Origin of the sequence: Paenibacillus sp. FSL M8-0212, from assembly GCF_038004645.1 — a bacterium.
Taxonomy (GTDB): domain Bacteria; phylum Bacillota; class Bacilli; order Paenibacillales; family Paenibacillaceae; genus Paenibacillus.
Window position 1 is genome coordinate 1,694,430 of record NZ_JBBORP010000001.1, and the last position, 15,864, is coordinate 1,710,293.

14 protein-coding genes are annotated in these 15,864 nt (G+C 48.1%); 6 read left to right on the forward strand and 8 right to left on the reverse strand.

Annotated features, from left to right (window positions below; genetic code table 11):
• Positions 1-165 precede the first annotated feature (165 nt).
• From MKX68_RS07455 to MKX68_RS07470, 4 genes are all read right to left on the reverse strand, one after another.
• The gene (locus tag MKX68_RS07455) at positions 166-2,529 is read right to left on the reverse strand and encodes a DUF4129 domain-containing transglutaminase family protein (RefSeq protein ID WP_340910523.1); all 2,364 of its coding nucleotides are present in this window, start codon (positions 2,527-2,529) and stop codon (positions 166-168) included.
• On the reverse strand, positions 2,516-3,787 hold the full coding sequence (locus MKX68_RS07460; RefSeq protein WP_340910526.1) for a DUF58 domain-containing protein: 1,272 nt from the start codon (positions 3,785-3,787) through the stop codon (positions 2,516-2,518). Before MKX68_RS07460 ends, MKX68_RS07455 begins: the two co-directional genes overlap by 14 nt.
• Positions 3,784-4,773 carry an AAA family ATPase gene (locus MKX68_RS07465; RefSeq protein WP_340910528.1) on the reverse strand — a complete coding sequence of 330 codons (990 nt, stop codon included), beginning with the start codon at positions 4,771-4,773 and terminating at the stop codon, positions 3,784-3,786. The genes MKX68_RS07460 and MKX68_RS07465 overlap by 4 nt, the downstream gene beginning before the upstream one ends.
• A 102-nt stretch (positions 4,774-4,875) precedes the next feature.
• Positions 4,876-6,177: a polysaccharide deacetylase gene (locus MKX68_RS07470; RefSeq protein WP_340910529.1), complete on the reverse strand. Its 1,302-nt coding sequence runs from the start codon at positions 6,175-6,177 to the stop codon at positions 4,876-4,878.
• Positions 6,178-6,417: 240 nt separating this feature from the next.
• Between MKX68_RS07470 and MKX68_RS07475 the strand changes: the two genes are divergently transcribed.
• The 6 genes from MKX68_RS07475 (at position 6,418) to MKX68_RS07500 (ending at position 12,549) form a co-directional block, all read left to right on the forward strand.
• Positions 6,418-7,065 (forward strand): DedA family protein, encoded by a 648-nt coding sequence (locus MKX68_RS07475; RefSeq protein ID WP_340910530.1) that lies wholly within the window; start codon positions 6,418-6,420, stop codon positions 7,063-7,065.
• Positions 7,066-7,197: 132 nt separating this feature from the next.
• Positions 7,198-8,712, forward strand: coding sequence for a spore germination protein (locus MKX68_RS07480; RefSeq protein WP_340910532.1), 1,515 nt, complete (start codon positions 7,198-7,200; stop codon positions 8,710-8,712).
• Positions 8,713-8,732: 20 nt separating this feature from the next.
• A complete protein-coding gene (locus MKX68_RS07485) occupies positions 8,733-9,935 on the forward strand; it encodes a Ger(x)C family spore germination protein (protein WP_340910534.1) in 1,203 nt (400 codons plus the stop codon).
• A 6-nt stretch (positions 9,936-9,941) separates the two neighbouring features.
• On the forward strand, positions 9,942-10,178 hold the full coding sequence (locus MKX68_RS07490) for a hypothetical protein (protein WP_047841432.1): 237 nt from the start codon (positions 9,942-9,944) through the stop codon (positions 10,176-10,178).
• Between the two features lie 18 nt (positions 10,179-10,196).
• A complete protein-coding gene (locus tag MKX68_RS07495) occupies positions 10,197-11,321 on the forward strand; it encodes a GerAB/ArcD/ProY family transporter (RefSeq protein WP_340910538.1) in 1,125 nt (374 codons plus the stop codon).
• Between the two features lie 100 nt (positions 11,322-11,421).
• Positions 11,422-12,549, forward strand: a complete 1,128-nt coding sequence (locus MKX68_RS07500) for a GerAB/ArcD/ProY family transporter (RefSeq protein ID WP_340910540.1) — start codon at positions 11,422-11,424, stop codon at positions 12,547-12,549.
• Positions 12,550-12,639: 90 nt separating this feature from the next.
• On the opposite strand, the gene bcp is transcribed toward MKX68_RS07500, so the two are convergent.
• The 4 genes from bcp to MKX68_RS07520 are packed head-to-tail and all read right to left on the reverse strand — an operon-like array spanning position 12,640 to position 15,783.
• Positions 12,640-13,104 carry a thioredoxin-dependent thiol peroxidase gene (bcp, locus tag MKX68_RS07505; RefSeq protein WP_340910543.1) on the reverse strand — a complete coding sequence of 155 codons (465 nt, stop codon included), beginning with the start codon at positions 13,102-13,104 and terminating at the stop codon, positions 12,640-12,642.
• Between the two features lie 46 nt (positions 13,105-13,150).
• Complete coding sequence (locus MKX68_RS07510; RefSeq protein ID WP_076333833.1) at positions 13,151-13,936, reverse strand: ABC transporter permease; 786 nt, start codon at positions 13,934-13,936, stop codon at positions 13,151-13,153.
• A 4-nt stretch (positions 13,937-13,940) separates the two neighbouring features.
• Entirely contained in the window at positions 13,941-14,735 is a 795-nt protein-coding gene (locus MKX68_RS07515) for an ABC transporter permease (RefSeq protein WP_062837592.1), read from the reverse strand.
• Between the two features lies 1 nt (position 14,736).
• Positions 14,737-15,783 (reverse strand): ABC transporter ATP-binding protein, encoded by a 1,047-nt coding sequence (locus tag MKX68_RS07520; protein ID WP_036614079.1) that lies wholly within the window; start codon positions 15,781-15,783, stop codon positions 14,737-14,739.
• Positions 15,784-15,864: the final 81 nt, after the last annotated feature.

Genomic DNA, 15,864 nt, shown 5'->3' on the forward strand with positions numbered 1-15,864 from the left:
TTATGTGTGGCATGCAGCGATGAACCAAACGCTGCGTTTAAATAACAATGCGCCAGCCAATGGCGATCTTCATCTGCCCACAAGTGGCCAAGCTCTATTGGAAAGCGATAGCGATTGTATGGCAGCAGCTTCGCATCTTTGGTGTAACGTTGTAACATGCTTGTGTTACAACGTCTGCAATCGCCGGGCCAGACGAAGTGCCCGGCGCAGGAAGTCCAGACTGTCCGCGCGCAGCGGACGGTCTGGCCCGTACAGCAGCCGTTCCCAGTCGGCTGCAAACCGCGCGATGTCCGTGCCGTCCGCGCCTGCGGCCAAAGCCGGTGACGCTGCATATTCACGCAGCGTCATCCCCGGCGGCCGCGGGCCGTACCGGCGCGCGAGCGCGGCCCAGACCGGAGCGGCGGCACCCAGCAGCCGCTCGCGGTCCGGGAAGCTGCTGCGTGGCCACGCCAGCAGCAGCTTAATCCGCAGCGCGGGGCGTAGCCGCCGCATGCGGACCAGAGCAGCGGCGCCCAGCAGGGCCGCTGCCACAAGGGCTGCCGCGAGCCATGGCTCCGCGGCAATGGCCCGTGCGCGGGCGAGCAGCCATGCGCCCGCTTTAGCCAATCCGCCGCTCATATACGACGGAGTCTCCGCAACAGGCTGCGCCCCGGCAAGCGCTGCAGCATATTCGCCCGCGCCTTGCGCCATGGTGAAGCCTGGCGTGGCCTCAAACGGCATCCAGCCTGCACCCGGAAAATACACCTCTACCCAGGAATGTGCATCTCCCTGTGAAACCACATACTGACCGGGTGCATCCGGGTCAGCTACTCCGGGGCCAAAACCTTTAACCCAACGTGCGGGGATACCCTCTGCACGCAGCAACACAATCATGGCTGTGGAGAAATGATTGCAGTACCCCTGCCGGGTAACGAATAGAAAATCGTCCACAAAATCGGTTCCACGCGGTGGCATACGGGTATCCAACGTATACTCGGCATGAGCAGCCAGATAAGTCTTGACGGCCTGCACAGCGTCATACCGGGTCTCACTGCCTTGAATGATTTCCTTGGCAAGCGTCTGCACTCGACCAGGGAGTAATGTAGGCAATTGCAGATAGTCCCTCCGAATGGCTGCCGGATCTTTCCCTTTATTCGTTTCCTCAAGCAGACGTAACTGTTCAGGTGTTGCGATAGGAACCATGACGTCTGCTGAATAATTTTTAACTATCTTATCGTCCCCTGAGCTCGCGAGCCACAATGTTGCCGAATCGCGATTAGACAGCAAAGAAAACATGTTTTCCTGATTATCCTTGTTCTTATCCTGGAACGATACGTTAACCGGTATCCCCCCGGTAAAGAGAGGATTTGGTCCTTTCCACTCTCGCTGCATCGTGACGGTTTGGCGAATGCGACTCCAATAGGTTGGATTCTCCCAACCATCAGCACGCAGCATTCCGGATGGACTTGCCGTTTCGAAGCTTTGACCCGGATCACTCCAAGTACTACCGTTATAATATGAACGGGTCTCCCCTCGCCAATACGTGACTTTTGGACTCTTTGCTATAAAAAAGATGGAGTTCCCTTGCACCAACGGTGCTCCCATAGGCGCGTCCGCTGTGCTATATCCCGTGACTGCCGTTGCAGCAGGGATACTACTGTGCTGTGTATAACCTGCCCAGCGAGCTATTCGTTCACCCATCTGTTCCAGAGATATGCGTTCCGGCTGAGGAATGGAAGTAAACTGGCCAGGTAACGCGGAGAGAAGCACCATACCTGCGGAAGCAACGATAGTTACTGCACTCCAACGGCCATAGGGGCTGCCGCGATAACTCGGAGTAGTGACTCCTGCATTGAGACGTAATAGCTGGAGCAGAGCCTGAATAAGAAAAGTCCATAGGACAGACCGTATTACAGAAGCATACACATCCAGCCCCGCAAAGGATTCAAGCAAAAGCAAATAGAGCAGTGTTGCACTGCCAAACAGCATAACGCTTCGACGTAACAATACGAGGGATTGCACAGAAGCCATGAGCATGCTCCAGCCGCACATCATGAACAAACCTCTCGTTTCTGTACTAATCGAGTGAAATCGCCAGTTATTTATAAAAGTGTCCATATCCGCTGAAAATATTCCCGGATAAGCGACCGCCCAACGGACAGGTTCACTTCCTCCGTACATCAGACATAGCGCAGCGAGTGCAATGAATAATCGGATCAGTACTCCGGTGATCCATCCTGTACGAATTAACCCCGCGAGCAACAATGCTCCCGTTAATCCCGCCATTACGGACAAGAACCGTTCACTGCCCTGCTGATCTGATGATGTAACTGGATATATCCACTCCAGAGACAGTATAAGTAAAATGGCCGAAATAACAATTTTGTACAGGACAGGTACGCTCACATATCCCTCATCCTTTATATCCTTCACAGAATTCTGGTTCACAACTTTATATACGGAATGGGCCGATTCCATTCTCGTACGGTCCGTAGACTCTAAGTCGGCCACAGTGGAATTGGGTTGCTGGTTACCATTAAGCTCCCACATCCGTTACCTCCACCTTTCCCAATGAAGATAACGCAACGTCTGTAACCGCATGGATCGGCACCCCGCTGTGACGAAGCCGCTCCAAACTTAAGCTGTCATATCCCAATCCATTCATCAATCTATCCGTTGATCCTAATTGGTTTTGGTTCTGGTTTGCTTCAGTCAATTGCACCTCTACACGATAACCCGACCCGACTGCAGTTAAGATCCATTCGGCCAGAACCTGATCCATCTTACCGGTGAGAACCACAATTCGCGACCCACTCGTCAGTCCATCCAGCATCTCCGTTCGGAGTGAAACAGAGCCTGATTGTGCTTTGGATATTTGTGCCCCCGCTAACTTGTCCAGTCCATGATTCTCATCATCTGCATGGAACGGCCCATGCTGCCATTGATCTTGTGCATCATAGCTCTTATCGCCGCCTTCCATCCACAGGTGATAAGGAATGTCATCCCGCTCAGCGGTATGAATCCAGCGGGCAGCTGCACGAACCACTCGTTCAAAAGCAGGTGCATCCATGTTCTCCCGTTGTTTTACGTCATAACCCGACGCGCCTTCATACACAAGGATGCCCAGTGAAGCCAGATCCGTGGTATCAGGCAGAAAGGTCTGAAGTTTACCCGTTTTGGCTGTACTTTTCCAATGAACTCGTCCCAGTGGGTCACCCTGCTGATATTCACGGAATTCAGGGCTACGGTTTCCCTGGCTATTTCTTCGCTCCGACAGAGTCCCTTCAATCATCGCTGCGAATTCTACCGAATCACCCTTCCCCCAAGCCGTTGCTTGAGGAACAACAATCAGGGGTGTACCTCCTTCGGTCTCTGCGGAGAGGGTATTCCAGCCAAACATATCACCCCAGTACAATCTGCCCGTATCCCATCTGTAGACTCCTCTGCGTAACCCGGAACATTCATATTGATAGGAAAATTGTCGCCGTGTTCCCGGGAAAATTAATTTGCGATGAACACCTGCAGGTGTGTTCTCACACAGAACGATCCATAACAATGGAATATGGCAATTGAATTCCAGTTCGACCAGAACCCGTACCTGCTCGCCTGCCTCAATCCGGTTCGTGTGTATTTTACGACGGATGTGAATACGCCGTGGTCCGAACCAATGGAGAAGCAGACCTCCTGTGAACATCAAGAAAGCTATAACGGATAGAAACAACGCCACTTTGCCCCCATGCCACTGATACAAGGAAACAAAAGCCACCACCAAGACAGCACTCACAATCCGTTGTCCCAGCGCAGTCATTGCCTCCGTCCCCTTCCCTGTGATGCCATCTGTACAGGTACCGGGACCGATGACAATGCTTCTTCAATGACTTGTACTTGCCCCCAAACCTCCGCTCTGTTCTGGGCCTTCAATTGAATACGGTGGGAAAGGACAGGCACAGCTACCTCTTTCACATCATCCGGAATGACATAACTGCGTCCTTGAAGATAGGCAAATGACTGCGCCGCAGCCATCCAGGCCAGTGTTCCACGCGGACTGATGCCCAATCTGACCGCCGGAAGGCTGCGAGAGGCTACAGCAACGGCCACCAGATACTGTTTGACCACCGGATCAACATGTACCTGTTTGACTTCACGCTGCATGGCTACGACTTCTTCAGCAAGCAGGACAGGGCGAAGTTCATCAAGCGCTTCTCTACCTTGCATGCGGGTTAACAATTCCAATTCCTGTTCCGGATCGGGATACCCCAGTCCAATTCTCATCATAAATCGATCCAGCTGCGCTTCAGGCAGACGGTACGTACCCTCGAACTGTAACGGATTCTGTGTCGCCAGCAGAAAGAACGGACGTGGCAAGGCATAGGTTGTGCCATCAACCGTAATACGTCGTTCCTCCATTGCCTCCAGCAGGGCAGACTGAGTGCGTGGTGAAGCGCGATTTATTTCATCAGCCAGGACAATGTTGGACATGACAGGCCCGGGCCGAAACTTGAATTCAGCTGTATGTGGATGATAGATTGAAGTGCCCGTAACATCTGCCGGCATGACATCGGACGTGAATTGAATCCGGCCCATGGAGCAGTCCAGTGCAGAAGCAACGGCACGAACCAGCATCGTTTTCCCGGTACCCGGCACATCTTCCAGAAGTACATGACCTCCACTGAGCATTGCAGTGAGGACATAACGAATCTCTGTTTTTTTGCCAATAATCACACTCTCAACACGCTTCATGACCCTGTTTAACAATTCGACCGCATGTTCATGTTCCATTCGGATATAAGACATTTCTCTGATCTCCTTCCGTTCATCAGCATTCCTGAACCATAGTAATCTATGATTCAGTGTTGCCCGGAAGTAGAGAGAATAGTCCTGCAAGAATGACTTTCTTCAGATCATTTTATACTTAAATATGCTGTTCATTGCCGAAATGGATCTGGAAGTGCCCGCCTTTACCGTCCACTCTGCTTCATTACTGGTTAAGGAATTCACCCTCAACCCCATCTGCTCCAGTAACTCACGTAACGGAACCCAGATGGTTCCCCCCTGACTCTGTACTGCTCCCGTTTCAATTGCCCCGGTTGTTGTCAGTATTCCGCTCACACTGTCTGCATGAATCGTTCTTTCCTTCCATACTGCTATGGCTGTCCTTGTTTCAGAGTCCCAACGAGTGCTACCCCCGAATTTTTTCATGAAAGTACGCAAAGGCACCATGATTCGCTGCCCCTCCATGCGGAACTCACCCGGTTGCAAGGTAGCCGCAGCCAATCCCACCTCTACCTTCAGCTTCTTGCTTGCAAGCCATAACGTCGCGTTCGCTTCTACATGCTCTGCGATCCAGGCCTTTCCTGGCGCCTTGCGGGCCTTATACTTACCATCTGGATGAACACGGAATTGAACTGGTTGATCCGTACTCTTTATGGTGTCAAAACGATATCCATGATCACGATAATATTTGATAATACCCGGAAGTGCTTTTACCGTTTCAGCATGTGCACCACCGTCATGCATCAGGACAATGACCGAACGTGCTCCCGCAGGTACTTTGGTCGAATTGCTGAGGATCTCTTTGGCCGGAACACCTTTACGCTTGGAATCGCCACTATCGACGTTCCAGTCCATAACCGTGTAGCCACCCAATTGCAGCAAATCAAAATAACTTTGATCAAAATGCCCGTATGTACCGCCTGGTGCTCGCACCAGATTCGGACGGAAACCGGTTATACGCTCCAGCACTTCCTCTGTCTGCTTGATCTGTTTCCAGAACACTTTAAAATCACTGTATAGCTGTTCGTATTGATGATTAAACGTATGATTGCCCAAAGCATGTCCATCCTCCACAAGCCCCCGGATTAACTCGGGATAACGCTCTGCCTGCTCACCCAGCACAAAAAATGTAGCCAAAACCTTCTCCTTGCGCAAAATATCCAATACTTCACGGGTATGGTTACCCGGTCCATCGTCAAAACTCAGATAGACTACCTTGTCTTGAGTATTCTTATCTTCCGAAATTGGATCACCTGAGCCGGAAGCAGAAGATGCATAAACCGTGCCTGCATATACAGCGAATGCACATAGCAATATCGCAATTCGCACGAGAATGACAGACCATTGTCCAGATAAAAACATATGTATGGTTGTTGCAGAGTTTCCCCCATTTTCCTTGCTTCTCAATTCTGGTCTCTGTACCATTTACGAATCGACCTCCACCGTCTCTAGTAATTTGCTGATAGACTTCAGCAGATTTGTTAGAATTATATGGAGGCTTCATTGAAAAAAGACGTGATTTTGTTTAATATTTTTTCACAATTTGCTATGTAGCCTGATTGATTCTTCGCTTCAGATTAGGTAGCATAATGAAAAGGCAGAACACATTAAAACACCTTGGAGAGTATTCATGCTCCCAGCCCGTATTCAGGAGAGTGAAATCTATTGGAATTGCTTGAGAAGATCCAACATCTGTTTGGGTCCTACGGATACAGCGTTTTGTTTTTTGGCTTGTTGCTTGAATTCATCGCACTTCCCTTTCCTGGTGAAACAACGATGGCTTACGCAGGGTTTCTCTCCTACAAGGGGCATCTGGACTTTGGAATCCTCACCATACTGGCTTTTCTGGGGACAACGATTGGCATGACCGTCACTTATTTTATTGGAGCCAAAGCAGGTCTGCCCTTTATAACACGATACGGAAAATGGTTTCTGCTGAAGCAGGACAAGCTCGATAAAACGCAAAAGTGGTTCGCCAAGTATGGTAATGCCTTAATCTTCATCGGTTATTTCATTCCGGGTGTAAGGCATTTCACCGGGTATTTCGCGGGCATAGCCGCTGTTCCCTTTCGCAAATTCGCTCTCTACGCCTATTCAGGCGCACTGTTCTGGGTTGTACTGTTTCTGGGCATTGGCAAAATATTTGGCCCTCAGTGGAACGCCGTATTCCATCTGGCTCATCAAAATGCAGCATATATCGTGGGAGGAATCGGCCTATTGCTCATCGCAGCCGTGTTCTATCGTTACCGCAAAGCATGGGCAGCAAGATCCACCGTATCCAAGCCAGCCCCTGTTCGACAAAGACAAAAGTAAATTCGGACAAAAGTCCATCTATAATAAGCAGGCAAGGAGTTGCGAATAATCGCAGCTCCTTTTTTTGTGATAATCCGAATTCATCCAGGTCATACTAACTTGAAAATATAGGGTGTATAGGGAGGTGAAGGCATGAGTGAATCGTCGCTGGAACGCCAAGATCAGAGGCAAATCTCTCCGGATCTAAGCGAAAATATGGAATACTGCAAGCAAGTGATGGGAAACAGCAACGACTTGATGATGCGCCCTCTCCAGTGTTTACATAAATGGCCTGCAGTCATGTTGTACATTGATGGATTAGTGGATGTTCAGATTCTGAATCATTCCATCCTGGAATCCCTGTTAAAGACACATGAACTTCCAGAATTCTCCGCAGATGATGAGCATCTAAGCTACCTCCAGAATGACATTCTGGCTGCGAGCAATGTAACATTTGTGGATGACATGGAAGATGTGCTTAATGCTCTCCTGTCCGGTTCGGCCATCCTGCTAATCGAAGGCAGTGTACGAGGATTGAAAATTGCCGCAGCTGGGTGGGAAGACCGTGCTGTTGGTGAACCCATCTCACAGACCGTTGTTCGGGGTCCTATGGAGGGATTTAATGAAAATTTGCGTACAAATACTTCCTTGATTCGCAAACGGATTCGTGACCCTCATCTCTGGATCGAAGAAAAGGAGATTGGTCGTATCACCAAAACAAGGGTTGCGGTCTTATATCTGAAGCATACCGTTGATCCAGAAGTGGTAGAGGAACTAAGGCGCAGGCTCGATGAGATCGACATTGACGGGATTCTGGAGAGCGGGTACATCGAGGAACTTGTACAAGACGAAACCAGAACGTTATTCCCCACGGTTTACAATAGTGAACGTCCAGATACGGTTTGTGCTGCCTTACTTGAGGGCAGAGTAGCCATCATCGTGGACGGTACGCCTTTTGTGCTGCTGGTTCCCGCCTTGTTCGTGCATTTCTTCCAATCGCCGGAGGATTACTATCAACGGGCCGATATCAGCACATTGATTCGCTTGATTCGTTATCTGTCCTTTTTTATCGCTTTACTAGCTCCATCCTTCTATATTGCCATTACCACCTTTCACCAGGAAATGTTACCCACCAATATGCTCATTAGTCTGGCAGCTCAACGTGAAGGCGTTCCTTTTCCCGCATTCATTGAAGCCATACTGATGGAACTGACCTATGAAATTTTGCGAGAAGCAGGTATACGTATTCCAAAAACAGTCGGTCAGGCCGTTTCCATTGTCGGAACACTGGTAATTGGCCAAGCAGCCGTAGATGCAGGAGTTGTCTCCGCCGCAATGGTTATTATCGTTTCCATAACGGCCATATCCAGTTATGTCATTCCAGAGAATGGACTTTCTATCTCTGTCCGAATTTTGCGATTTGTATTGATGATACTCGCGGCAGCTTTTGGTTTCTACGGTATTCTAATTGTTCTGCTCATTACAGTTACACACCTGTGCAGCTTGCGTTCTTTTGGCGTACCGTATATGTCCCCCTTTGCACCTCTAATTCAGAAAGATCTGAAAGATACGCTGTTTCGTGTACCCTGGTCCCATATGAAAACACGTCCATTCTCTACGGGTACCCCGAACAAAATCCGACAAGCCAGCAAAAAAATGAAGCGTTAATTCGGTAAGGAGAAGAACGTATGAACAAGTGCTTCCGATTAATTGTATGCATTGTATTCCTGCTCCCTCTCCTTACCGGATGCTGGGATCGCCAGGAACTGAATGAACTTGGCATTATGCTGGGTCTTGGTGTAGACAAGGATGGCGATTTGATTAAAGTGAGTGCTCAGGTCGTTGTGCCAAATGAAGTTTCCTCCAAGTCAGGGGGAGGCAATGGCACTCCTGTCACGCTGTACGAAGCGTCCGCGCCCACGCTGTTTGAAGCAATTCAAAAGCTGACCGAGACAAGCCCACGCCGTATATTCATGGCACATATCCGTGTACTGGTGTTCGGAGAAGAATATGCACGTAAAGAGGGCATCTATGATGTCATGGAAGCGTTAATGCGAGAACCTACTGCTAGACCCGATTATTACGTCATGGTTGCACGAAATACTACAGCTTCCAAAGTACTGGACGTACTTACTCCATTGGAAAACATTCCTGCGGAGAAGTTATTTAATTCTTTGGACGTGTCTTCCAAGACCTGGTCTCCCACAACAACCGTAACCGGAGACCAATTAATTGAATATATGCTGACGCCTGGAATACAGCCTGTAATCACTGGTGTAGAGGTTGTTGGCAATTTAGCGAGAAGCGGAAGCAAAGATAATATTGCGACAATCAAGTCTCCCGCCCGACTGTATTCTACGGGATTAAGCATCTTCAAAAAGGACAAACTGATCGGCTGGTTAACGGAAGATGAATCGAAAGGATACAACTACATCCGCGACAATGTGGTGTCTACCATCAGTCACATGCCTTGCCGAAAGGGAGGAAATGTGACGTTCAAAGCTCTCCGTACCAAGACCCAACGAAAAGCAAAGGTCATTAACGACCAGCCTGTGATCCACATCAAACTCAAAAATGTGTCTTCCATTGGTGCAGTAGAGTGCGGAATCAGAATTGGTTCAATGAAGACGCTCAAAGAGTTGGAAAAGGACAGTGAGGAGCGACTGATAGACCTGATGGAAAACTCCGTGAATTCAGTGCGGCGAAAGTTCCATATTGACATTTTTGGATTTGGTCAGGAAGTGTATCATGCCGATCCTAAATTTTTTAAAAAGATTGAGAAGGATTGGGATCAATATTTTGAAAATCTGGATGTTAAGTATGAAGCCAATGTACAGATCAAACGTGTAGGTACACTGGATGATTCATTCAAGGAGGATTTGAAGGAGTGAGACCGGATGTTGATTACAATTACTGTCATTGTCATAGGGGGCCTTGTAGGCATGGTTGATCTTCCAGGTCTCATCCGTCGCAAGGAATGGAGGGAAACAGTTGTGTACAGTGGAATGCTCGTCATAGCCACAGGGTTCAGTGTGATTGCAGCCAACCTGTGGGATTTCCCCAGTCCGCTCTATATCATCATGTGGATCTATGAACCTGTTAATCAATTCTTGGCACATCTGACAGGAACCTAGAAAAAGGAGAGGACCATTATGCTGGAACAGGGGCGCCTTGGAACAAGACAATTGACCACTCTCATCTTTATGATGGTGGTCGGGGATATGATGCTGATCTACCCCTCGGTCATCACGTCCTATGCGAAACAAGACTCCTGGATTTGTGCTTTTATAGGCGTTCCTCTGGGGATGGCACTGATGGCCATGATCCTGAAGCTGTGTAGTATGCATCCAGAAAAAAATCTGGTGCAGATGGCACGAAGCATCCTAGGGTTCTGGCCAGGTACTTTCTTTTCCTGCTTCTACCTGTTCTTTTTCATTATTGGTGCTTCCACGCATACGAGAGAAGTCGGCGATTTCATGACCACTCAAATCTTCCCGTACACTCCCATTCGCATCATCATTCTGATGTTCGTCATCGTGATCGCCTGGGGAGTGTCTCACGGATTAGAGGCGATGGGGCGAAGTAGTGAACTACTGATGCCCGTCGTTATTGTGTTTATTGTCGTCCTTGCAGTCTGCCTGCTTCCCCAGATTGATATTAGAAATTTGAAGCCAGTAAGTGATACGGGTGTTGTCTCTATCTCGCAAGGCATTCTGGTAAGCATTATATATCCGATCGGTGAAGTCGTTCCCATCATGATGATACTGCCCTATGTTGCCAAGCAGGCTCATCGAACACGGGACGTAATTATTGCAGCTGGTTTAGGCAGCTTGGTATTGGCAACGCTCGTTACCATATCGCTGCTGGTTCTGGGTGCCTTTCTTACGCAACATAATATATATGCTTCTTTTGTTTTGTCCCAGAAAATTAGTATTGGAGGCTTTTTTGAACGTATTGAAGCCATTATGGCCTCTTCCTGGCTGATCTCGACGTACTTCAAAGCGATGATATACTTATACGCCTTTATTGTTGGTTGTGCAGAACTGTTCAAGCTTAAGCAATATCAGATACTGGTACTCCCTGCGTCTATACTCATTTTTGGATTAGCCAATCTGATCTCACCAAGCATCACTTTTATCGTGATCACCATTGTTCCATATTGGGTAGATTGGGATACCACACTGGGAATCATTCTGCCGGGCTGTCTTCTGCTGATACAATTGCTCAAGTCTTACAGAAAATCATCGGTTACTCCAAACAATTCCTCACAGGAATGAGTACTATTTTTGTGGGGGGAAGGAGCCTGGTATGGATGGAAAGATGGATTTCATCCATGAATATCATCCATGCTGAATATAGAGAAGGAGAATGGTGTCTATGTTAATTAAGAAGAAAATCACCATTAGGCAATTTGCAGTCCTTACCTTTCTCGTCATGATTGGGGACATGATTCTACTCTATCCCTCCGTGGTTACTGCTTCGGGTCAACAGGATGCGTGGATCTGTTCTCTTATCGGTCAACCGATCGGCATACTCATCATGTGGGTGCTATATAAACTTCATCAGACGCATCCTGATCTTTCCCTTATTGAAATCTGCCAAAAAATACTTGGCCGGTGGGCAGGGTCTGTTTTGGCAGCTGCATATCTATTTTATTTCGCCATAGGCGCTGTCATATGTATCCGTGAAGTCGGTGACTTTATGACCACACAGATCTACCTTCAGACCCCCATCCGGGTCATTCTAATTATCCTTATGTGCGCTCTGGTCTGGGGGCTTATGCATGGCTTGCATACAATAGGAAGTAGCAGTGAACTGCTGACCCCCATCGTTGTTGCCTTTATGATTTTGTTGTTTCTGGGGCTGATGCCCAAAGTAAACAGTTCACATCTGCAACCTTACTTGAACACCCCTTGGCTCCATCTGGTTCATTCCATCATTCGGGGAGCATTTACTTCCTTTGGTGAACTAATCGTGATCACCATGGTTCTTCCTTATGTGATGTCCGGGCCTCACATCAAACGGGACATGTTACTCGCTACTTTATGTGGAGGGCTGTTGCTAACTACACTTTTGCTCATTTCGCTCATGGTTTTTGGACCCTTTCTTACCCAACATGACATCTATATCTCCTATACCCTGTCCCAGAAAATTAATATTGGCAACTTTTTCGAACGAATTGAGGCGTTCATGGCGACTGCTTGGTTAATTGCTACCTATTTCAAAAGTTTGCTGTATATGTTCTCGTTTGTCGTTGGAACAGCTCAGCTATTTCGGTTAAAGAAATACAAACCTCTCATCCTGCCATCAGCGATGTTATTATTCGCGTTAGCTGTACTGATTTCTCCCAATGTCATTTTCTACACCAATACGATCATGCCCGCTTGGGTGGATTGGGATATCACGGTAAGCTTTATTATTCCGCTATTCCTTCTGCTCGTGCATCGGCTTCGTTCTGGCAAGAGTAAGAACAATTCATCCAATCAAAAACGATTGCCCACCTAAAAAGGCTGTGTTCACGGTTAATTCCGCGAAACACAGCCTTTAATGATGAAACGGTTAAGATGATTTATTCACACATGTCTAAATCATTAATTACAATGTTTTCAAAGCCTCAAGCGCAGACTCGATATGTCCTTTGACCCGAACTTTGGACCAGTCCTTGATCAATTTCCCCTCTTCATCAATCAGAAAAGTGGAGCGAACCATACCCATGTACTCCTTGCCATACATTTTCTTCAGCTGCCATACACCGTATTGCTCGGCTACAACATGCTCTTCATCCGATAACAAGGTGAACGGCAGTCCATATTTGGCGATAAACTTGTCATGTTGTTTCATTGGATCGGTGCTGATTCCGAGAATGACCGTGTTCAGCCCTTCAAATTCAGCATGTCGATCCCGGAAATCACAAGCCTGTTGTGTACAGGACGAAGTCATATCCTTGGGGTAAAAATAAAGCAGTACCCGCTGTCCGCGGTAATCCGAAAGCTTTACTGATTCTCCCGTACTGGACGGAAGCTCAAAATCCGGTGCCAGTTCGCCTACAGTTAACGTCATGTCAGTTCCTCCCTAGTCTTGCCCATGAAATGCTATCAGGGCGTTATTATGATCCTGCTCCGCGATACCGTTTCACGCCATAATTCCACAGAAGCAAGCCCATGGAACCAAACACCAGTCCCATCACAGGTGTGAGGAGCGCCATCCGATGCATCTCGGATCTCTCCAGGAACAAGGCTGCCGGATAGATGCCCACAAAGGCAAACGGAATGATCCAGGTTAGCAGTACCTGAATGGCACGGTTATAGATCGTCACAGGGTAACGCCCATACCCTTGGATGTTATACATCAATGGCAGAATACCTGTTGGTGCGTCTGAATAAAAGGACAACGAAGTCAGTGTGGTATAAATGCCGGCATAGATCATTACTGAACTGAGTGCCAAAATAATCAAGGCAGGAATATGCCACCACTCCAGCATCAAGCCCATCTCTGCTCCGCTGAAGATCATGATAATCAAGCCGATAAACGAGCCCACGAGTGCAGGCGGGTCTACATTTTCAAGCAAGATCTGGAACAGATTATGTGCAGGGCGTGTCAGGATACGATCCATCTCACCTTTGACGATATACCGCTCGCTGAACCCCCACAGATTGATAAAACAACTGAAGATGCCATAGGGCACCATAAAATATCCATAAACAAAGAGTACTTCACTCTCACTCCAGCCGCCCAGGTTATCCGTATGACGGAAGACCACAAAAATAAAGATCAGGTTGGTTGCCTGGAACAGCAGATCCGATAGGATCTCCACCCAGAAATCAGCACGGTACGTGAGTCGTGTTTTCATGTAGTTCTTCAAATATTCCCAGATCAGACCCATATAGTACATTCCGTTATCCCCCTTGCACGAACAGACGCTTGCGCGCCTTACGCCAGATCAATACCATCGGGAGCAGTAACACGGCAAACCAGAACACCTGAATACCGAGTACATTCCAGATGGCGGTACCTTCCACTCTTCCAGTGAACACGGAACCGGGCAGATACGTAATGGCCTGAAAAGGCAATACCTTCATCACCGCGGACATCCAGCCTGGATACAGGCTGATCGGGATGATTAGACCAGAGAACAGATCAACTACGACGCGTTTCATACGCATCATGCCTTCATTGTTTTCCACAAAGAATGCTGCCAGTCCCGTTATCACATTAATCTGGGAATTAATGAGGAAACTGAAGAACAGCATGACGAGAAAGCCAATCCACGCCGATGGCGCCGTAGGCAATTCAACCGGGAACAGCAGAATGGCGATGAGCATCCCCGGAATCATGAGGAGCAGGAAGCGGAAAATGCCTTCACCAAGACCCTGCATCATTTTGACCATAACGTAATTGATCGGCCTGATGAATTGAATCGCAATGGAGCCATCCCGTATGTCTGCGGCAATCTCCCGGTCCAGATTGTTAAAGTAGAAAGCACGTGCCATCCAGGATACAGCGATGTAAGTGGTCATCTGCGCTGCCGTGAAACCGCCGAGTTCACCACTGCTGCCGTAAATGGCTTGCCAGGTAAAGTAATACACGCCGATATTCAGCGTATATATCAAAATGCCGGAGTAATAATTCACCCGGTATGCCAGCATCGTTAGAAAACGGATGCGCATAAAATCAATAAATGCACTATTCATCTCAGGATACACCCACCGCTTCTTTCCCTGCTCCCACAATCTCGGGACGCTCGGCGGAACCGGATTGGTAAATACTGCGCACAATCTCATCCGTGTTGATCTCGATAATCTGAATATCGGTAATATCAGCCTGTCCAACGACACGTCCGAGTACATCCGAAACATTCAGTTCCAGCGGAATCCATACAGATGCGGACAATTCATTCTCTACTGTCCAACGCACAGGCAACGCAGCAGTCCATTCCTGCATCTGACTGATGTTGTGAGCTGAGCCAAACTTGAAGCGGATCTCCCGCTCCTTGCCCCACTGGGACTTCAGATGATCCAGACCACCATCATAGATGATGTTGCCCGCATCAAGCATGATCACCCGGGAACACAGGGCCTCAATGTCCTGCAAATCGTGGGTGGTGAGCAGGATGGTCGTTCCATGCTCCTTGTTCATATCTTTCAAGAAATCCCGAATTTCCGACTTCACCACAATATCCAAACCAATAGTTGGCTCATCCAGGAAAACAATACTCGGATTATGCAACAAGGCTGCCACTAACTCGCAGCGCATACGCTGACCAAGACTGAGCTTCCGCACCGGACGGCTTAACAGGTCCTGAAGCTGCAATCGCTCAACCAGTTCATCCAGACGTTTCCGGAAATCGACCTCTCCTACACGATATACTTTGCGCAATAAATGGAAGGATTCGATAACGCCAATATCCCACCACAATTGACTGCGCTGACCAAAAACAACACCAATATTCTGTACAAACTTCTCCCGTTCCTGATACGGAACATATCCACCAACCGATATTTGCCCTGAAGTAGGCACCAAAATGCCGGTCAACATCTTGATCGTTGTTGATTTACCGGCACCGTTCTCCCCAATATATCCGCAAATTTCGCCCTGCGGAATCTGAAATGAAATATCATTTACAGCCAATACCTCCTGGTATTGACGTGCAAACAGGTCTTGGAATGCGCCCTTCAGCCCACCTCGGCTTTTCTGGACGCTAAACGACTTGCGCAAATCTTTGACATCAATCGCCAGCATGATTATACCTCACTTGGATTTTGTTGAAATTGCTTGTAGCCCAAAAAGAAATTATAATGGTATCAGTCAAAATTCAGCAAG